Annotated in this window: 15 protein-coding genes and 2 pseudogenes; 4 read left to right on the top strand and 13 right to left on the bottom strand. The window is 56.4% G+C overall.

Annotated features, from left to right (window positions below):
- The 8 genes from ACQUQ1_RS16300 to ACQUQ1_RS16265 form a co-directional block, all read right to left on the bottom strand.
- Window positions 1-1,062: a hypothetical protein gene (locus tag ACQUQ1_RS16300; protein WP_435065367.1), complete on the bottom strand. Its 1,062-nt coding sequence runs from the start codon at window positions 1,060-1,062 to the stop codon at window positions 1-3.
- Between the two features lie 2 nt (window positions 1,063-1,064).
- A complete protein-coding gene (locus tag ACQUQ1_RS16295; RefSeq protein ID WP_435065366.1) occupies window positions 1,065-1,922 on the bottom strand; it encodes a hypothetical protein in 858 nt (285 codons plus the stop codon).
- The gene (locus ACQUQ1_RS16290; protein WP_435065365.1) at window positions 1,919-3,652 is read right to left on the bottom strand and encodes a hypothetical protein; all 1,734 of its coding nucleotides are present in this window, start codon (window positions 3,650-3,652) and stop codon (window positions 1,919-1,921) included. Before ACQUQ1_RS16290 ends, ACQUQ1_RS16295 begins: the two co-directional genes overlap by 4 nt.
- 28 nt (window positions 3,653-3,680) lie before the next feature.
- Window positions 3,681-4,100: a hypothetical protein gene (locus ACQUQ1_RS16285; protein WP_008364408.1), complete on the bottom strand. Its 420-nt coding sequence runs from the start codon at window positions 4,098-4,100 to the stop codon at window positions 3,681-3,683.
- Between the two features lie 6 nt (window positions 4,101-4,106).
- Window positions 4,107-4,385, bottom strand: coding sequence for a hypothetical protein (locus ACQUQ1_RS16280; RefSeq protein WP_008364407.1), 279 nt, complete (start codon window positions 4,383-4,385; stop codon window positions 4,107-4,109).
- A 208-nt stretch (window positions 4,386-4,593) separates the two neighbouring features.
- The gene (xseB, locus tag ACQUQ1_RS16275; RefSeq protein WP_435065364.1) at window positions 4,594-4,776 is read right to left on the bottom strand and encodes an exodeoxyribonuclease VII small subunit; all 183 of its coding nucleotides are present in this window, start codon (window positions 4,774-4,776) and stop codon (window positions 4,594-4,596) included.
- Window positions 4,777-4,778: 2 nt separating this feature from the next.
- Entirely contained in the window at window positions 4,779-5,831 is a 1,053-nt protein-coding gene (gene xseA, locus ACQUQ1_RS16270) for an exodeoxyribonuclease VII large subunit (RefSeq protein WP_435065363.1), read from the bottom strand.
- Window positions 5,832-5,906: 75 nt separating this feature from the next.
- A complete protein-coding gene (locus ACQUQ1_RS16265) occupies window positions 5,907-6,074 on the bottom strand; it encodes a DNA-binding protein (RefSeq protein WP_004048632.1) in 168 nt (55 codons plus the stop codon).
- Window positions 6,075-6,210: 136 nt separating this feature from the next.
- On the opposite strand from ACQUQ1_RS16265, the gene ACQUQ1_RS16260 reads away from it, so the two are divergent.
- Together ACQUQ1_RS16260 and ACQUQ1_RS16255 are read left to right on the top strand one after the other, a co-directional pair.
- Entirely contained in the window at window positions 6,211-6,510 is a 300-nt protein-coding gene (locus ACQUQ1_RS16260; protein WP_336136334.1) for a helix-turn-helix transcriptional regulator, read from the top strand.
- Between the two features lie 222 nt (window positions 6,511-6,732).
- The gene (locus ACQUQ1_RS16255) at window positions 6,733-7,596 is read left to right on the top strand and encodes a hypothetical protein (RefSeq protein WP_435065362.1); all 864 of its coding nucleotides are present in this window, start codon (window positions 6,733-6,735) and stop codon (window positions 7,594-7,596) included.
- Between the two features lie 180 nt (window positions 7,597-7,776).
- Here ACQUQ1_RS16255 and ACQUQ1_RS16250 read toward each other — a convergent pair whose 3' ends face one another.
- The 5 genes from ACQUQ1_RS16250 to ACQUQ1_RS16230 all read right to left on the bottom strand — a co-directional run bounded on the left by ACQUQ1_RS16250 (window position 7,777) and on the right by ACQUQ1_RS16230 (window position 15,989).
- A complete protein-coding gene (locus ACQUQ1_RS16250; protein WP_435065361.1) occupies window positions 7,777-9,069 on the bottom strand; it encodes an SAVED domain-containing protein in 1,293 nt (430 codons plus the stop codon).
- On the bottom strand, window positions 9,066-11,432 hold the full coding sequence (locus ACQUQ1_RS16245; protein WP_435065360.1) for a ThiF family adenylyltransferase: 2,367 nt from the start codon (window positions 11,430-11,432) through the stop codon (window positions 9,066-9,068). Before ACQUQ1_RS16245 ends, ACQUQ1_RS16250 begins: the two co-directional genes overlap by 4 nt.
- An 18-nt stretch (window positions 11,433-11,450) precedes the next feature.
- On the bottom strand, window positions 11,451-12,566 hold the full coding sequence (locus tag ACQUQ1_RS16240) for an SMODS domain-containing nucleotidyltransferase (protein WP_435065359.1): 1,116 nt from the start codon (window positions 12,564-12,566) through the stop codon (window positions 11,451-11,453).
- A 63-nt stretch (window positions 12,567-12,629) separates the two neighbouring features.
- On the bottom strand, window positions 12,630-13,862 hold the full coding sequence (locus ACQUQ1_RS16235; RefSeq protein WP_435065419.1) for a phage integrase SAM-like domain-containing protein: 1,233 nt from the start codon (window positions 13,860-13,862) through the stop codon (window positions 12,630-12,632).
- Between the two features lie 450 nt (window positions 13,863-14,312).
- Complete coding sequence (locus tag ACQUQ1_RS16230) at window positions 14,313-15,989, bottom strand: transposase (protein WP_435065358.1); 1,677 nt, start codon at window positions 15,987-15,989, stop codon at window positions 14,313-14,315.
- 354 nt (window positions 15,990-16,343) lie between these two features.
- Between ACQUQ1_RS16230 and ACQUQ1_RS16225 the strand changes: the two are divergent.
- Both ACQUQ1_RS16225 and ACQUQ1_RS16220 read left to right on the top strand, forming a co-directional pair.
- Window positions 16,344-17,597 (top strand): annotated as a pseudogene (locus ACQUQ1_RS16225) (RNA-guided endonuclease InsQ/TnpB family protein).
- 58 nt (window positions 17,598-17,655) lie between these two features.
- Window positions 17,656-18,492: pseudogene (locus tag ACQUQ1_RS16220) on the top strand (IS5 family transposase).
- Window positions 18,493-18,612: the final 120 nt, after the last annotated feature.

Below are 18,612 nucleotides of genomic sequence, written 5' to 3'. Positions count from 1 at the left end.
TTAGTAGCTTCCAGGATCGTTCTCGGTCCGCCGGTAGGACGGCGTCCCGCTGTCTTCGTCGCTATTCGCGCCCCGAGCTGCAGCTTTCTGCGCCACAGCGTGTCCGGCAGCGGCCTTCGGTCCCCATCGGGCCGCGGTCGTCGCGACGCCGGCGCCGCCGATGTAGGCCCCAGCGGCGACACCGCCAATGAGGGCCGCTCCCTTCGTCGCACCACCGAGAACCTTCGCCGTCAGCGGGGTCGCGTACTTGAACGTCTTCCAGGTTAGGTAGAGTGCGATCAGCGGAAGCGAAGCCGCGACTAGATACCGCAAAAACGGACTACTCGGAGCAATAGCGTTCTGAGAGTACAGCAAGTCGTATCCTTTGAATACCACCGCTGCAGGCAGAGGCAGGACCGCTAACGGGACGAATTTCTTACTGAACCCCATCGCGATATCCGAGAGCACGGGAATGTTTCCGTAGGCCAGCGCGAACGCAATCGGCATTCCATACACGTAGATGTAGAGCAAGACTTCGCGAATGTAGTAGAGTGCCTCCAACGCCCACATTGAGAGTCCTCCAATCAGTGCGAATACGAGTGAAAGCCCAGGGTTTGTGATTGAGACTTCGAGCAAGTTGAGCATCGCATCGCCTAGCGAACCCAGACTCGGCATCAGGGCGATAGTGAACCCGTCCACGATATAGAGTCCAAGAATACTGACCCAGTACCAGCTGATAATCAGAAACGCGCCGACCCAAGCTGTTTTCTTGGTGCGCCTGGCCTCGTATGCGCTCCCAATATTGAATATACGGATCGTGTGACGCCCCTGAACGCACATCACGAGGAGCAGCAGCGAGATCAACATGATCTCTCCACCTACAAGCGCGTCCTGAATTGACGGCCAAGGAGCATTACTGGGCTCTCCGAAGACGAATGCACCATCCGTCTCCGGCGTTGGTGTCCCGAACATCTCCTCGGTGAGGGTCTCATAGCCGGAACGCAGCCCGTCCATGAAGAGGCCGACAATCCAATCGACGACCTCTTTGAATCCCTCAAGGACGACGTCGATTAGATCAACCATGGTTAAGCCTCACTGATGGAAATTTCGCAGTTATCGGTTTCTTGGGAGCCTGAATACTGGATACTGTACGTTTTGGTGACTCGGTCCCCACCAACTCGCGTCTCGAGTATTAGTTCAAACTCACCGGTTTTCGACTCCTCCGAACAGGACGTGCCTGCTCCAGGAACGAAAGCGAACGGCGAGCGTGAACTATAGAGCGTAATTTGCTCCCCCGGGCCGATAATGACTTGTTCAACCTCGGAGTCGGACTCCGGATCGTAAATCCCGCTTACGTCTTCATCATCGACATAGTTCGTCCCCTCTTCGTCGGACGGATAGGGGACATCACCGATGAAGAGCAATTTTGTAACCGCATCGGGGCCGGTCCCCTGGTTTTCGAGGGTGACGAAAGCCTCTTCTTCGATTTCGCTTTCTGGTCCATCCCACATCTCTTCAGGCTGATTTCTACCGATGCCCATCTCGACGATCCCGAGGTTTGGCTGGACTGAAAGCGAGCTTTCACCAACTGTTTCCTCACCACTGAGGGCTACTATTTCGTACTCGCCAGGAGTGTACGTTGTGCCGAGATCAAATGAGACTTGTTGGGAACCTGCAGCAACCTCCCGCTGTCCGAACAGTTCGCCGTCCGGTTGGATGAGGTTGATCTGGTCGAACTCCGAGTCCGAATCGAACTGGACTATGAGTTCTGTGCCTTCTACAGTCACCTGCCGGAACACACCAGATCCGCCTCCTGGACTTGAACTACCGTTAGGACCGGTGCTTCCGTTGCCATCCATACAACCGGCCACGCTCGCGAGAGCGGCGCCGGCGACTGTTCGGAGGGCGGTCCGTCTACTGAGGTGGGGGTTGTCCTGAGTCATGGTTTCTGTCCAAAGATGTCTTCTGGGCCGAGCATCCGGAGGAGGCGCTTGCCAGCGTAGAACATCACGAAGAACGGCAGGAGCTGCCAGCCGACCTCGAACACCAGCGCAAACCAGCCGTCGATCGTCCCGAGTGGGTGCCAGCGGGCCGTCGCGGTATCGCTCACGTACGCCGGGTCGTGACCGAGCCACGAGCCCGGATGGTACCGAGCCGTGTAGATGCCCGGTTCGTCGATGGTCACGATCGCCACTCCCGAGGCGTTGGTCTCGACGCGCTGATCCGCGACCGTGATATACCCGTTTCGGGTGGTGCCGCCAATTGGATACTGACGGCTATCGTCGAGCGCAATCGGCGCACTAGTTTGATTGTCCCGGAGTTCGACCCTGATCGTCGCTTGCGACTGATTCTGCTGGATAACTTCGACAGTGAGATTGCTGCGGCGGAGCTGCCGCTCGGAGCCGGCGTCCGGCTCGACGATTGACGCATTCACGCCCCGGACGATTCCCGCAACGTGCAGCGCCTCTCGATCGACGTTCTCGGCTCGAACGGCGACGCCGTACGTCGTCGTGTACGACTGGTTGACGATGTCGATATTGATGTTCTCACCGATGGTGCCGACCGGAGACGGACGGTCAGTTCCCCAAGTCTCGATGAGTTCCGGCCCGTCTCGAACCGGCTCGGCACGCGGCCCGATCCGCGAGGGATAGGCGTGGACGTACACCGGAATCGCGTCTGACTCGACGGTGACGCTATCCGTGCGATTCGACCGGACGAGCGTGTCCCAGTTGGTGTTCCGAGCGGTGTAGAACCGCCAGATGCCACGGACCCGTGCCTCACCGTCCTCCGTGAGCGTGTACCCCTGCCACGGCCGCGACTGGAAGATGGCCACGCCGGCATCGCCGTTCGGGTACTCGGCGTAGTAGGGGTACGCCGAGAGATCGTAGATCTCGACGGCGATCGAATCGGAGACGTTGCGTGATTCCGTCCGATAGGTGACGTCGACGTCCGTCCGGTCACCCAGGTCGGTCCTGACGGTCTTCTTCAGCCGGACGCTAATCTCCGCTTCCAGCGTGAGATTCGCACTCCAGTCGTCCTCGATCTGGTAGTCGAGGGCAGGCGTATGGGCCCCGTCACACTCGGCGATGGTCTCGCCGTCCTTCTTCAACCGGATTTCTTCGATCTCGTGCTCCGTGAGCGACCACGAGATAGTCGTGTTGCCGGAGGAACTCCCGTTGGGGACGCGAACGCGGTAATCAACGAACCCGCGCATCGTCCCATTCGGTGCGATGTACAGTGGGGTTTCACCGGACTCGAGGTGGCCACGAGTAGAGGGCTGGACCGCGAAGATCGTCGCGTGGGCATCCTCGATGAAGACGCCGTCCTCGAGGTCCGCGTGCGGTGGATGTACAGACGTATCTGGGCCGCCGGCGTCGAGGTCCTCGAAGTCGTTCCGCGTCCAAGTCGCCGCAGTCGCTGGCGGCCGTTTGAACGTAATGTCCGTCCCGTTGGCGACCTGATGGACGGCGGAGCGGTCCTCGCCGTACCGCTGGCGGTACTCCTCTTGCGTGATGTAGTTGTCCGCATCACGTGACCACAGTGTCGCCGACTCGTTTTCCGTGAGCCCGTTCCCCTCCGTACCCGGTCGCGGCGGGTCAGCGGCGACGATACCCGTGACTAGGCTCGTCGCGAGCAAGCCGGCCATGAGCACGGAGAGCTCTCGATGGTTCATAGGGCTCGCAACGGGGACTGTGGGGTGGTTACCAGGGGACGAGGTCGACGCACTGTGCCAGCGGGAGGCCCATCATCGACCCGGCAACCGTATAGAGCGGGCCGAGTACGACGAGGACGACCGCGGACTTCATCGCCGAGCGCTTGTGGCGCTTGAGGCCCTTCTTCTGCTCGGGATTGAGGGTGAACATCTCGATGAGGGAGTCAGCCTGCCAGACGATGGCGAGGCCGACGATCCCCAGCGCAGTGGTCAGCTGGAAGAACCCCTCAATCATACTCGGGAGGTTGTCTGCGCTACAGACCGCGTTACTCTGGGCGGCGACCGGCTGGACAGCGAACAGGCTCAGGAGGACGACGGTGAGCGCTGCCTGCCGAGGGATCTTCCCGGTCAGCGGTGACTGGTTTTCGACGCTACGCTCAGGGTCGGAGGGAGTCTGATCCTGTGACATAGCGGGTTAATCGTCAGTGGCGTCTCCAGCCGTTGGCTGGTTCTGCTGCTCTTCGACGAGCGACTGGAGGTCGTCGAATCGGTTGGTGTCTTCTGCAATCTCTTCGAGCGTGTAGCCCTGCTCGCGGGCCCGTTCGAGGAGGTCGCGGAGTTCATCGGGGTCAACACCGCGGACTTCCATTTCCTCGCGGAGGGCGCGGCGATAGAGGGCGGAGGCGTTGATGTGGTCGTTCCACATCAGGTACAGGTCATCGATGTCCTCGATGGTGACTGACCTCGTAATCATACATGCGGGTATGGGTATGCACCGGCTGAGTCCCGGTACATATTGGCGCGGTAGCTGGATGATGCCTAAATGCTTTCTGGCCAGCAATAACTGCAAATTTGTTGAGTAAATTATAACCAAATTACTTGTTGCCCCCGTAGAAAAGACTTAACCAACACATGCCGAGTGCGGTGGGGAGTCTGTTGGTTAAAGCTGAGAATCAGATCGCTTACTCGAGCTCCACAACTTCTCCGCTCCCCTCGTCGAGGATCTCTCGCACTTCGGCCAAGAGTTCCTCACCTTCCTCGTGGAGTGCAGTACCTTCATCAAGGTCGCACTCGTCCGCATCGAGCTGTTCAATGATCTCCTCGACGCGACTCAGTCGATCGTGGATTTCGGAGTCGTTTACCACGGTTAGATCACCCCCAGCCAAAGTCCGGTGATGACCAACAACAGCAACAGCAGCACTACGATGGCGACCTTGTAGTAAATCGGTGGGAGGCCCTCGGGTGCGGTCGCTTCATCGACTGCTTCGGCGAGCTCCTGTTCGTGTTCGTGGTCCTGCTGGAAGGTCTCGTACGCGGCGTCGAGCTGTTGCTCCAGCGGCTCGATCTCACTCGCAAGGAACTCTTGGCGGGAGTTCACGATATATTCGCCGGCGGCGGTCGGCGTGATCGTCGCGACGTCCGCCACCTGATCCGCGATGAGTCGGTCATCAGTGTGTCCAATCGCGGTGACCACCGGGGTATTCGCGGTGAAGATCGCCTCCGCAACCCGCTCGGTGTTGAAGGCCTGGAGGTTCGAATCGCTTCCACCGCCCCGCCCGACGATGATGGCGTCGACGTCCTCCGAGCGGTCGAGATGATGGATGCCGTTCGCGATGGACGTCGGCGCGTTCGATCCCTGGACGGTTGCGTCCTTCACCAGGATGTCGACGGTGGGGTCCTGTCCGTGGATCGCGTTCTGGATGTCGTACCGGGCGTCTCCTCGAAGGGACGTGACGACGCCGACCCGCTCCGGGAACGCCGGCGGGCGCTGTTTCTGCTCGTCGTCGAACCAGCCACGCTCTTCGAGTTCGCTTCGCAGTCGCTCGACGGCAGCCGCCTGGTCGCCGTCGCCGACGACGATCACCTCCCACGGTTTGAGGTCGATTTTCCCACCTTCGACCCAGTAGTCGATATCACCCTCGAGGATGACTTCGGTCCCGTCCTCGAGGTCGGCGTCCATCTCCCGGTAACGGTTCGCCCAGATCATACAGGGGAGCTCGGCCTCGCCGTCGGTGAGCGTGAAGTAGAGCGCCGTACTGTTCTTGTGGAGGTCAGTGACCTCTCCGATACAGCGGACGCCGTTGAGGGCAGGCGTGTCCTGGACGACCGATGCGATCCGGTCGTTCAGCTGGGACACGCTAAGGACCTCTCTCGCATCGGGTTCGACCGCCTGCCGTTCGGTATCCGGTGCGTCCGCCATCTCCGTTTCCTAACTTCTGAACAGGAACCTCAAAAAGCTACGTTCGAGTGCCGGGGTGGGCTTCGTTACGCAGGCCTACAGGTCGCGCGGCTGGACCGTCTTCCGGTCGTTGGCCTCAGCACGCTCTGCGGCGTCGTCGAGCAGTTCGGCGACCTCTTCGTTGAGGGCGTCATAGAAATCTGCCGAGACGTTGTGGTCCGAAAGTGCGTCCTTCACGGCTGCTTTGACGATTAGGTCAGACATTCCATCGCGGACTTCTCTTGTCCACCATATAAAGGTTCGAAGGTCTCACGCCGGGTTCTCGCTTCGTCGTATCGAATATTGGCCTTTGAGCACCAGAGAGAACATATGCCACCCCTCAAAAATAGTGAACGGACGGATGCACGATCTAACTGGGTTCCAGCGGGACATCTTGTACGTGATCGCCGGGCTCGAGGAACCACACGGGCTCGCAGTAAAGGACGAACTCGACGACTACTACGAACAGGAGATCAACCACGGCCGGCTCTATCCGAATCTCGACGACCTCGTCGAGAAAGGGCTCCTCAAGAAAGGCGAACTCGACAAGCGAACCAATCTGTACTCGCTAACGCAACGAGGCTCCCGCGAAATTGAGGCACGTCGAGAGTGGGAAGACGAATATATCGAGTCTACAGAAGAAGTCGCTCCGTCGACCTAGATGCCATTTATCGCACAGTCTTCTACAGGCGAGGAGGGAGGAACAGTTCTTCCTGAAGAGGTAGAGGACGGTACTGACGTCGTGTGTCCAGCCTGTGGCGGAACGATGCGACCACGGGGCCCATTTGATGATGGCCGCGCCCGCCATTTCTATCACGTTACTGCGGGCTCAGGGGATTCGACGGCCAATTGCTCCGGAGGAGAGTCGGATCCGCATCGAAAGATGAAATCACTCGCAGTATCAGCGTTGCGGCAGCGGTTTGACCAATATGTCCGTTGTGGACCCGAGGTCACCGTCGATGTCCCCAATACGCCGACGCTCACTGATTCTCGCCGGGCAGATGCCCTCGTCGAATTTCCCGCTGATGACACAAACGACTACCTTGGGCGTGGATTGATCGTTGAGGTACAATACGCAAACGAAGACAAAGACCTGGACGCGGTCACGCACGACTATCTCTCGGCCGGATATAGCGTCTACTGGGCCAGCCCTGACGATTTTACGAACGACCGATTCCGTATTGAGGAGATGGTCGTCGCATTCGACAAACGGGCTGAGGCCGCCTTCGCAGCTTCGTGGGCAGACCCTCCAGAGGTAGATCCTCCTGAGGAGTATCTGGAGCGGTTCGTGAACGGTGACTCCCTAACTTTCTCCGACCCAAATCCGGACTGTGACCATACCTGGAAATACGGAGGGAGTGACCTCCACGACCGGGATTTCTGTAAACACTGTCGGCTTGAGCGCTGGAAAGACACTACGGTAGAGGAGTATATCTACGATGAGTCGACCATCAAGACAAACTCCGATCTTTCTGACAGAGCTGCTCAAGCAGCGTTTGAACAGCGAGAAAAGGAGAAGAAGAAAGAAGACCATCAACACGTCTGGGAGCCGCGAGGAGAGAACCGCTATCGGTGCCGGTGTGGCGCCCGTCTCAAAGAGCACAACGGAGAGGAGGTCATCTCAAATGATCCGTTCGAGGACTTCTCTGAGATGACGACCGCAGATCCCCAGTACTGCGATCACATTTGGGAACGTGAGGACGGATGTATGCGGTGTATCTCCTGCGGACTTGAGGATCCGCTCTAACCTGTTCCATCTTGTACTGGGCTACAGCTGGGAGCGATTATTTGCTTATGGTCTTTGCCGATTTGCTCTTCCGAGGTTGTTGTGACAGTCGCCCCTACCCGTATCGAGGGTGGGAAAGCCGTCCCCTGTCGGTGTATGGTGGGACGAGGTACCGCAACCGGTATCGTAGAGTATACGGTGTTATGAGAGCCGGACAGCAGGTTGATAGGTTCTGTTCCCACTTTCAGTGTCTAGGATATAAGTCTGAATCGCAGGAGAAGTGTTTGTTTTCTGTCCGAGTAAGAATGCGAGCCCAGCTGGTACTGCCATAAATAGATGTAAGGTAGACGTTTCTGGAAGACGATTCATCGCCTCACGAAGCTCCTCCTGAAATACTTTTGCCGCATGTGCTGCTTCAGAGGGTGTTAATCGCCCTTTTGAGTCCTGCCCTAGTCCTAATTCCAGAATCCCATTAAAGTCCGGGAGCGAAGATTTCGTATTCCCAACCTCCGGCTTCACATCGTCGGTAATGTTCACTAGGACGGCTAGGTCCGAAGCGGTTCGGTCGATCTCTTCGAGGTCGCTCTGTAAGTTGCTCTCTTCCAAGTTCCGATCAAGACGCCACGGCGAAAAATTGCCATCCTGGTCTGGTTGCATCCACGCGGTACTAATCCCTCGTGTCTCCGGAAGGCAGTATCCGAGCGAGAAAACTGCTGGTAAATGGGCTCGTCCTCGAAAACGAAGCTCTCTCCCTGGAGTCTCTTGCTGAAGATAATCGGTCGTTGTGCGTAACGCTGGGAGCAGCTCCTCATTCCATAGGGATTCCTCCGGTATACTGTCGTCAAAGTGAGGCGACCAATCAATACTCACGGCCAGCTGAATATCATAAGATGGTTTGCTATACGTGTCCAGCGAGCACTCTACTGGGGAATTAGACGACAGATGATTGTGGATACATTGCAGTCGACGCTCCAATACAGCATCAATTACAGCATCAAGAGGGGGAAGCTGACCGCTGGTCTTCTGGTTCTGTCCCATTCTGTCTAGTATCGAGTTTATGATTCGGCCAATAGCTGAGGAGGAAGAAGAAGTCCCCTTCACTTCCAAGGACTCCATATACCAATGGGAAAGGTCGTATGGAGATTCTGCTTTGGACAAGATTGCTTCCCCCTCGTCATAATCAACACCAGGAACGAGCACCACGACAACAAAGAACTCATCATCACCCCGCCACCGTTTGTGAAGTTCAGGAAGCTCTGTTTTAAGGATGACAGGGGATTGAGTAACATCACTACTAATAATTGCGACACCACCCGCAAGGTTCGAGTCTTGGAGATCTTCTCGGATTTGTTGCTCTAATGGATCTGGACCGATGTCGTGAACGTCACGCCAAACAGGTATCCCGTGATTCCGGAGGGAGATTTCCAGCTTTTCGGCTAAGTCCTGTTGTGAATGTTTGTAGCTAATGAAGACATCCCCAGCTGGATTAGTCATTGAGAGTCACCTACTCTCGCATTCGGGAAGTCAATATCTAAATCAAAACTATTCGTTGGTCTACTTGGCTCATCTGACGGTCCGATGTGCACAAGTTCCTCATAACTCCGATTCCGGTGGAAGAGATACGCTCTGACGGCAAGCGTCTCTGACGGGTTTCCCCCGACAATAAACATAATCGGATGGGGACATCCATACTCATCAGTCGAAGCGATTTCGTTCATTTGTGCCCGGTCTGGAGAACTCAACTCCGCAGATCCGCCGGGGTGATAATGCCATTCTCCCAAATAGTGAATACCCAGACTATCACGGGCCTCTCGTAACCACTCGTCAACGCGTTCAGTACCTCTGGTGAAAGTTGTAGGCCCTTGATCAGAGTCTCGTGGCGGATCACTGGCACGGATAATCCGTGCGGCTGTCTCTTCTAATGCGCTACCGGCTAATATCCCCCCTGTCTCAAGAGGATTTGCGTCGACGCAGATATCAACAATCGCTTTAAGGCAAGCGACAGGGATTTCTACCGATACTCCAGAATCTGGGGCGACCCATTGTTCAACATCCTGAAATGGGGGCTCTGCCTCTGAAACGGTGGGAGTGCCATCATCCCGAGATTCGAGGACTCTGAATTCAGTTCCGCGAAGACCTAATGAAGCATCCTGTTCAAGTAGGCGTGTGATCGTTCCAGCCCATGTCATGACCTGATCCATACGAATCACCGATGCTGGATGCCAGCAGCCAACGCGTTCAGGAACAGCGTCTTCATCGGGTTGCCACTCGATCTGTTCTTGCAACCGCCACGGTTCGAATTCTTCTTGAAACTCATCAACCGGGAAACTCAGAGAGTATGATGCGAAATAGAATAGCCGATTCCCCCGTCTACCTATAGACGCCGAGCAGAAGAGAACCGGCTCTTCCCACCTGCAGGAATTTAGTGCTTGAAGAACAGAATTCGAGGCCGTACAATCGATTACTACATCTGCAGATTCAACCACCTCTAATTGCTCGTCTTCCTCCAAGGGGAATGAAAGAGAAAATCCATCAACATCGACATGCGGTGATACCGAGTTGAGCCTATTCGCGAGCGCCTCAGCTTTATTTTCTCCCACGTCAGGGAGGGTTAACGTGTGTCTCGCCAGGTTGCCGATTTCCAGGGTTTCCCCATCAACGATAGCGAGGTCGTGACACCCGTCGCGTACCAGTCCCTCAGCAACGGTACTCCCGAGTGCACCGGCACCAATGAGAAGCACACTGGCTTCACGAAGTGGATCTTGGATGTGCCCCCGACGAGAGAGCTGTTCGCGAGCCCAGTTGTCTGAATCAAGCCAACGGATAGAATCTCGAGAAAGATCTACTCTAGCCGCGATTTCCTTTCCTCTGGGGGTTTCCCTAAATCCAGGTAACTCAGATGCCGGTCTAACATCAGAGAGTTCGATAGCCTGCCAATGGATGAGTTCCGAGGACCCTCCGACCTCACTAGGAATTGGAAACCCTAAGAGGAGACAATTGAACGCATCATCTTCGACGATAGAATCTATATTTGCCCGGAGTTCAAATGGATCAATAGAGGAATCTTGCAGTAAGTTTGCCAAATCACTCCAAGTTTCAGGCACCTCCCAAGGAGGCTCGATTGGGGGTTCCTCTAATAATAGCCATGCTCCACGAGTCTGAGAACAGATATTTGAGCTAATGTATTCTCCCCACTTCGGGTGATGTACGACGTTGTCGTTTTTATCTCGGAACTGCTCCGTAAGGAAGACATCTGACGGCTCGGTAAGCCCTACTAAGTCAACGAACCCCCAATTACCAAACTCGGATCGCCAAAGTTCGAGGGATTCCGCTGTTTCATTGAATGCAACTCGATTCTGAGGAGCAGTATTCGTGCTGAATATCGGAAGTTCAAATGGTTCTCCTTCCTGACGGAGTTCTCCCTTTGACGCTGCTTCTAACCACGACAGAGCCCGTTCCAAGTGCCATCGAAGACGTTCATCTGGGGAATTTGGTTCCCCTGTGGCGCCCGATCGCCCGATAATATGTCCGTAGCGAGCCACACAGATGTTCCCTTTTCTCCAAGGAGTATCTTCGTCGCCGGCTACGTTGAGGCGCTGATGAGGGTAGGTGGCTGTGATACTCCCTTCCTCAGCAGGGTAAATCCGAATGCTACCTCCAGGATAGGTCGAGTCGATAAGAACGAACCATGTCGACTCCTGCGGAATTTGGGAGGTGGCCTCAATTTCGTCTGGTTGAAGCTTGACTTCAAGAACCCATTTTGATCCCCCTTCGTGCTGAAACGGGCCTTCAACAACCGTGACACCATCAAGAGAATCGAGCGAAGAGACAGCTGCTGTGAGTTCAGAGGGTGGCATCACTAATCTAAGGATGGATCACGCAAATCGCTGATCCGAGACACTCGTTGATTTTGAGGAGGAGTCGAGATTGACAGCTTTTTCTCCACCATCATCTGAATCGCCATTTCCGTATTCAGGGAAGGAATCGCCAAGAAGATTAGACCATAGATCCCGTGATACTGACTTATCGTCTTCTTCATATGCATCTCGAGCTAACGTTGCTGCCTCTCCAGCTGCTTCATGGAAGGCAGCAAAGTCGTCTCCGTCAATTCGAGCAAATACGTCAATCTGCGGGAGTCCTCGAGCAGGGAGAGTGGGAGTATCATTCATCCGAGCTTCATTTGCATAGCGCTGTTCAATAGTTTCGAAAGTACGAACAATCCCCTCAGCAACGCTATCGATATAATCAGGACAGCACTCGCCGACTAAATGCTCGAGTGGGTATCCCTTTGGTCGTTCAGGTTCAGAGACTTGGGTTCTTCGCCACCACTTGATTGCTTTGACGACGTTTACGTAATGGCCGTCTGTAAGGTCGTTCTTTTTTAGAGTCCACTCAATTGTGGCGATTGGGTGTGTTTTATCCCACTCTTCGAGCCGCCGATCCGGGATATCAAGTGGCTCGTCTCGCCACTCTTCCTCATTCTTGTCGAGGGTTAGTCCAAACGCTTCGGCAACTCGGCTTGATTGGTTTGTATCCAATCCTTCGCCGACCTCTAATCCGCCAACTGAACCGTCTGGCTGAAGAGCTGCTTTAGCTGCTTCACTGGGGGATGCAGTCAACACTAGATCAATCTCAATACGGTCTTGGTCAATCTGGTAAGCCCGATCCTTCCTGCTCCATTGGCCCTCATAGTGCTCCTCTAAGAATGGCTCACATTTTTCCATAGCTTCTCGTGGAGTCACCTCGTCTTTGTCCAAGTCCGTGACGAATACAATATCAACATCCGATTTTTCATCCCCAATTGGTCTGACAGCAGTCCACCGTCGATAACTCCCTTGGAGGAAATCCCCCACATAGAATTCACTTATGATGTCGTCATTTCTAAGTAAATCACGCAAGGTTTCGTGCCCCTCCTTGTAATCCTCAATATGCTGGTCCGAGGGACGGATATTCGTCAGAAACGTCTCAAAAAGCGATGGGAGGGTTGCCATATAGTAACAATGCCCCTACTGGCTCATAATGGTCACGAGAGGGGAGTGAAAGTGGAATAGTTTCTATACGCCAGAATCGATTTCCTCGAGAGCTTCAGTAGCCACATCACCAAGTTCCCCAGCCTCAATATGCGAATACCGTTCACGGACCATTTCTTCGGAGTTGTCGAGATATCGAGCCGCGACTGTATACCCGAACGCGCGGACTAGCACCTCGCCCATCCCACGACGGCCACCATGCGGAGCAAGATAATCGTGTTTCGGATGGTCGATATCGATCTCTGCGGTCTTTGAGAGCCGTTGGAGAATCGACCGTGCGCCGTCCGTCGTGATCGACGGCGGCTGAATGTCCTCATCGAGCGCCAGCAGCAGGTCGCGAGCGTACTCCGCTCGGCGTTCAGCGATTGCTTCTGGGCGTTCCCCTCGTTCGGCTAGCTCTTCCCGGACGAGCTCTGCGAGCGTCCGTTGGTCGAACGTCGGAAACACCGGCCAGCGCTCCGTTGGTGGGTCCATCAGCTGGCGATAGCTCCGAAGCGGCGAGATCACCGGGTCGGGAAGACTGGCGGCGTCCCACTGCTGTTTCTTCCGGTAGACGTCCATACTCCCGTCGTCGAGGGAGAGGTCCTCCCAGCGAACACCGCGTCGGCGCGGGTCATTCGGGTCCCGGAGGAGTTCGCCGACGCGGACGGCGGTATACGCGAGGACGAACACCAGAGCCCGGTCACGAGCCGCCTTCAGCGCCGCGTAGCGTCCTCGCTGCTTGTCGAGGGGGTCAGTATCCTCTGGGAGTGTCGTGTACGCCTCAACGGCGTCGCGGGCCTGTTCGTCGACGTGGCGGGTGAGGACGTGGCGTTGTTCCGACGTCCAGGCCTGCTGGTCGCCGGGCTTGCGGCCGTCGTCCTCCGGCAGCGGCGCCATCGCACTCGCCCGCTGCGCGTAGTGCGCCTCGAGATATCCCTCGTTGACGCACCAGCCACACCAGGCAGAGATATAGCGGTAATAGGTTTGTACCGTGTTCTGCTTGAGTCCCCGATCTCCACCGAGATATCGGGCGTACTCCCGGAACACGCGTTCGTCGAGATCGTCGAAGGTCGGCTCGCGGTCGACGTCGTTGGGGACGATCCCGGCCCAGTCGTCGGCGCCGCGGTCGCCGGCGGCCCACTCGGCGAACCGTTCGAGCTCGCGGGCTGCGTTGCGTCGATAGTTCCCACCATCGCCGCCGCGACCTTTCCCCTTGTCCTGGAGGTAGCGCTCGAAGCTGTCGTCGAGCGGCGTCGAAAGCGCTCGGTCAGACATCCACCGGCCCTCCACAGTCCTGCGGGCCCGGTCTCGGTGCCTCTACTCCGGGGGAAGCGCCGTCGTGAGGCGGTTGCAGCATTCGTGCTTCACCGACGGCGTCGGGGTACTTCAAAGTGGTCGTGATTACGGGCATAATCATGACCAATAGGATCGAGATCCTAATCGGTCTAATTCGCACGTTACAACGTCTCTATCCCCAAATCACCATACTTGTAGAACGCATAAATCATATATCGCTATATCAATCTGCAAGCGCTGAAAGTTGAGACTACACCGGGTTCAGCGGGGCTGTAATGCGTGTTTTTGGCCGGTTCAGTCAACGCAGACCCCCTCAAATCACTCCCCAAGCGGTCATTCCTGTCATACTTCAATTGTATGGGCGAATTTTCGCGACTTCCAACAGTGTAGCCACTCAGACGCCGCGCTAACACGGAGAAAGCTCCCTCACTATCCGATTCCAGTCTCCTTCTTCAGCAGCGTCAGCGTGTTGTCGGCTGTTACGATCGGTGAATGTTCGTACTCACCAGTCAACTCAACCTGCACGAGCAGATCGACAGCCCGCCAGATCGAGTACAACAGGCAGGCGAATGCGAAGTAGAAGAACCGTAGCCCGAAATCCTTCGACGTCGTCGCCGCCATGAACCGTTTTATAGATCTATAGCCGCTCTCGATCTCCCACCGATACCCGTACTCCGTGAGGTGTCCGCTCCCCCGGTTCGTCATGAACACCGAGTACTGCCGGTGATCGTCGTGCGCGGAGTCCTCTTTCCGTCGGTAGATCAGCGTCGTCTCGTGCCACTCATTCTTGCCGAGGTGGAGCTTCCGGTCAGTTTCATATCGGCCTTGATCGCGCTGGAGCAATCGCTTGGCCTGGGCTCTCTCGCTGGTCTGCATCCGTTTCGGGACGACGTAGGACAGTCCACGCTGGCTGATCATCTCCAGGACGTGCTGGCTATCGAATTCCCGGTCCATCAGCACGTTATCGACGTGAACGAAGTCCTCAGCCGAATCCAGCAAGTCCTCGACGATTTCCAGTCGTGTCTCTCCCTTTCGGACGGGGCGCGCGTCTAGCACAATCGGAACGGCGTTGCCGACCAGCTGGACTGTCGCCCACTGATAGGCGTATTCGTCGGTTTTCTCCTTCGTCCCGATGATCTCGTCCTCGTGGCCCGTTCTATCGCCGGTGAACGGATCAGCTTCGGTAATGTCGATCGCGACGATTCCGGCTCGAAAGAACTGCTCTGTCCCGGCAACTTCGTTCAGGAGCCGAGTGACGGCCTGCCGGTACATCGCTCGAATCTGTTCAATCGAGAGGTCACGGATGTGCTCCCGATGGGCGTGCCCCAGCGGCGTCCGATCCCGAGTCGACTCGTAGAGGAAACTACGAGCCCCTTCGTTCGCAGCCAGCCGCTCGCGAAGTCCGAGATATGTCTGTAAGTCCCAGTAGGCGTTCTCGTGTATCTCACAGCCCTCACCACGTTCCAGCGAAAACGCCGGGAACACGATGCAGCTGACGTGTCCGGTGATCTTCTCTGCCTGCTCCAACGTAGTTTGATCATTCGGGTCTGACTCACCAGACTCGTTCCCGTGGTATCGGAGCTTTCGTGCCGGCTCACGCGGAACCGCGACACCTGCATTCTGTGCTTTGATGAGAATCGTTCGAGCCGCTGTCTCGACAGTCTCTCGGAGGTCAGGGGTGAACCGCTCGTGCCAGCTTCGCCACAGTGTCGATTGGTACGGGATCGTCTCGAACCCCAGTTTATCGCGGAGTTCAGGGTGGTTCCTGAGGTAGCCAACGAGTGCGGTTTCGTGCTCCCACCTATGGCATTCTTGCAGGACGAACACCCGGAAGAGAGTGGCCATCTGGTAGCGTGTCGACCCCGCATACTGATCATGGGCGCTAAATCGAAAGTAGGCTAGCGGGAGTGCACAGACGAACTCCTCGATAGAGTCGTGACTATCGTGATCGAACCACGTCTCTGAGACTGTCCGGATATCAGATTCCAGTCCAGCGAGCGACGTTCGATCGTACAGTGGTGTCGAATTGTACGCCGGCCACTCACTATATTGTCGTTGGGCGATCCGTCGAAACACAGTCCGACAGGACTGACTGGTGTAGGGCATCAGTCTATAGAAAGTAGAACGAACTCAAAACGCGTGTTATATTTAATTAAACGGGGGTGGGGGGTGGGGTGGGTGTGCCTCTGACGCTTCGCTGGATACCAGTTTGAGAGGTATCCGGTTCGATTATTATTGAGGAAGAACATAATTCTGAACCCAATAGATATACCTGATCAATATTGTCAACGTCTAAGTGTTGGCCTTACTATCTTCTAACAGCGAGAGAATCCCGGCGTTCACGCCGGGCGTGAATCGCGTAAGCCCGGTGCCACAGTCCACGCGGGTCTGTCGGGCCGGATATTCCACTTTCACTCCGGTTGGCACGCCATTATGTAGCCACTCCGCCACAGGCTATGTATGGCGAATCTGGTCACGCGCACCTACGTTGCGTCCATTCGCAACCACCAGCAGGTGCGCGACGACCTCAATTCGCTTGGGTTCGCCGCCTCGAAACTCTGGAACGTCGCCCGGTGGACCTGCGACTGTATCTGGAGTGAAACCGGCACGATTCCAGACCACGGCACGCTCAAAGCGTACCTCAAGAGTCACGAACGCTACGCGGATTTGAACGCTCAATCCAGTCAGGCAATTCTCGAAGAATTGGCTGAAGCGTTCGACTCGTGGTACGCCCACCGTCAAAAGGGCAACGGGGACGCGAACCCACCCGGCTACCGCAAGCAGGGCGACGAGCATCCCCGCTCGACGGTCACGTTCAAAGAGGACGGTTTCAAACACGACCCCGACCACAACAGGATTCGACTCTCGAAAGGAGCGAATCTCAAAAAGTCGTGGTCGGACTTCGTTCTCTGCGAGTACGCCACCGACCCGGATGTGGACGTACAGCACGTCCAGCAGGTCCGGGCGGTCTGGACCGGTAAGGAGTGGGAGTTGCACATCGTCTGTCGCGTCGACACTGGCGACCCGGACCCTCCCGGCGACCGGGTGGCAGGTATCGACCTCGGCATCTGCAACTTTGCCGCCGTCGCGGTCGGAGACGAGGCCCTGCTGTACCCCGGCGGCGCACTCAAAGAGGACGACTACTACTTCCAGAAGGAGCGAGCGACGTGAGACGACAGCGACTCCCACAAAGCGCAACGACTAGACCGGAAGCGCCGGGGGCGGCGTGACCACTTCTTGCACGCCGTCTCGAAGGATGTGGTAGCTGAGTGTGCGGCCCGCAACGTCGGGACGATTGCCGTGGGCGACCTCTCTGGTATCCGCGAGGACGCCGATTGGGGCGACCACGGCAATCTGGACCTGCACGGATGGGCGTTCGACCGCTTCATCGAGATGCTGGAATACAAAGCCGCCGAGCGCGGCATCAGCGTCGAGCTCGTGGACGAGCGCGGCACGTCCAAATCGTGTGCATCCTGTGGGACGACCGACGACAGCCAGCGCGTCGAACGTGGGCTGTACGTCTGCGACGAGTGCGGGGTGGTCGCCAACGCCGACGTGAACGGAGCCGAGAACATCCGACAGAAGGTACTCCCGAATCTCGTCTGTGACGGGGGAGATAGGGATAACGGCTGGATGGCACAGCCAGCGGTGCGCCTGTTCGACAAATCCACGGGGCAAGTCGCCCCACAAGAGTGGGCGTCCCGCGAACCATAATATCGGCTCTGTTGAAACCCTTGTTGACTAACATGGTTGGCGAGTAGTGCAGGACAAAATGGATGCTTTCCCGAAATCACGACTCCTTCAATTCGTTGAACGGGCTATGATACTGGCTCGCCGTGCTGTGGCACAGTTCTCGACACGCTATTCACGGAAACGGTTCACGCTCCGCCAACACGTCGTTTTGCTCTGCCTGAAAGTGAAGAAGACGACCACGTACCGCGATCTGGTTGACGAACTCATCGAGATGCCTCGCATTCGTGAGGCCCTTGAGCTCGATTCGATTCCCGCACCCTCGACACTCTGCAAGGCGTTCGATCGCTTGGAGATGGCCGTCTGGCGGGTTCTGCTGAACGTCTCGATCACAGATTTGCCGGTCAACGGAATCACCGGTATCGATGCGTCTGGGTTTGAACGAGCCCACACTTCAGCCCACTACACGAAGCGAACAAACCTCACCATCCAGCAATTGAAGACGACTCTATTGGTCGATACGGCGACAAACGCCGTGCTCGACATTCACGTGACGACAACGCGGAAGCACGATACACAGATTGCATCACAGGTAGTGAAACGAAATGCAGAGTCCATCGAAGTGTTAATTGGTGACAAGGGGTATGACGACCAGAAACATCGACGTCTCGCCCGAGATCACGCTATTCGGCCGATGATCAAGCACCGGGAGTTTACCCCACTACACAAGGCGTAGAATGCACGGCTGGACGGCGACCTCTACCATTGCCGAAACATGAATGAGACAGTCAACGCGGCGATCAAACAGAAGTTCGGTGCGTTCGTACGGTCACGCCGGTGGTGGAAGCAATTCCGCGAACTCGTCATCAAATGCGTCGTTCTCAACATAGAACGGGGTCTCACTATCTCCCCTGAGTAGTAAGAGCGTCAGCATCTTGATCATGATAGGTCACTGAATGCGCTGGCACAGGGTGATACTGCGTTGGTCACTGGTGATCTACCCAAGATAATGTTGTGATTTTCATCAGCATAATGACAC

The sequence above is a fragment of the Halobaculum sp. EA56 genome (assembly GCF_051195075.1).
In the GTDB taxonomy this organism is placed as follows: domain Archaea; phylum Halobacteriota; class Halobacteria; order Halobacteriales; family Haloferacaceae; genus Halobaculum.
The sequence above is the reverse complement of the archived record's forward strand: the minus strand, read 5'-3'. Positions and strand labels throughout refer to the sequence as shown.

Excerpts from the sequence above, each read along its gene's own strand:
- ACQUQ1_RS16300 (WP_435065367.1), bottom strand. The coding sequence starts at position 1,062 with ATGGTTGATCTAATCGACGTCGTCCTTGAGGGATTCAAAGAGGTCGTC.
- ACQUQ1_RS16295 (WP_435065366.1), bottom strand. The coding sequence starts at position 1,922 with ATGACTCAGGACAACCCCCACCTCAGTAGACGGACCGCCCTCCGAACA.
- ACQUQ1_RS16290 (WP_435065365.1), bottom strand. The coding sequence starts at position 3,652 with ATGAACCATCGAGAGCTCTCCGTGCTCATGGCCGGCTTGCTCGCGACG.
- ACQUQ1_RS16285 (WP_008364408.1), bottom strand. The coding sequence starts at position 4,100 with ATGTCACAGGATCAGACTCCCTCCGACCCTGAGCGTAGCGTCGAAAAC.
- ACQUQ1_RS16280 (WP_008364407.1), bottom strand. The coding sequence starts at position 4,385 with ATGATTACGAGGTCAGTCACCATCGAGGACATCGATGACCTGTACCTG.
- xseA (WP_435065363.1), bottom strand. The coding sequence starts at position 5,831 with ATGGCGGACGCACCGGATACCGAACGGCAGGCGGTCGAACCCGATGCG.
- ACQUQ1_RS16265 (WP_004048632.1), bottom strand. The coding sequence starts at position 6,074 with ATGTCTGACCTAATCGTCAAAGCAGCCGTGAAGGACGCACTTTCGGAC.
- ACQUQ1_RS16260 (WP_336136334.1), top strand. The coding sequence starts at position 6,211 with ATGCACGATCTAACTGGGTTCCAGCGGGACATCTTGTACGTGATCGCC.
- ACQUQ1_RS16255 (WP_435065362.1), top strand. The coding sequence starts at position 6,733 with ATGAAATCACTCGCAGTATCAGCGTTGCGGCAGCGGTTTGACCAATAT.
- ACQUQ1_RS16250 (WP_435065361.1), bottom strand. The coding sequence starts at position 9,069 with ATGACTAATCCAGCTGGGGATGTCTTCATTAGCTACAAACATTCACAA.
- ACQUQ1_RS16245 (WP_435065360.1), bottom strand. The coding sequence starts at position 11,432 with ATGCCACCCTCTGAACTCACAGCAGCTGTCTCTTCGCTCGATTCTCTT.
- ACQUQ1_RS16240 (WP_435065359.1), bottom strand. The coding sequence starts at position 12,566 with ATGGCAACCCTCCCATCGCTTTTTGAGACGTTTCTGACGAATATCCGT.
- ACQUQ1_RS16235 (WP_435065419.1), bottom strand. The coding sequence starts at position 13,862 with ATGTCTGACCGAGCGCTTTCGACGCCGCTCGACGACAGCTTCGAGCGC.
- ACQUQ1_RS16230 (WP_435065358.1), bottom strand. The coding sequence starts at position 15,989 with ATGCCCTACACCAGTCAGTCCTGTCGGACTGTGTTTCGACGGATCGCC.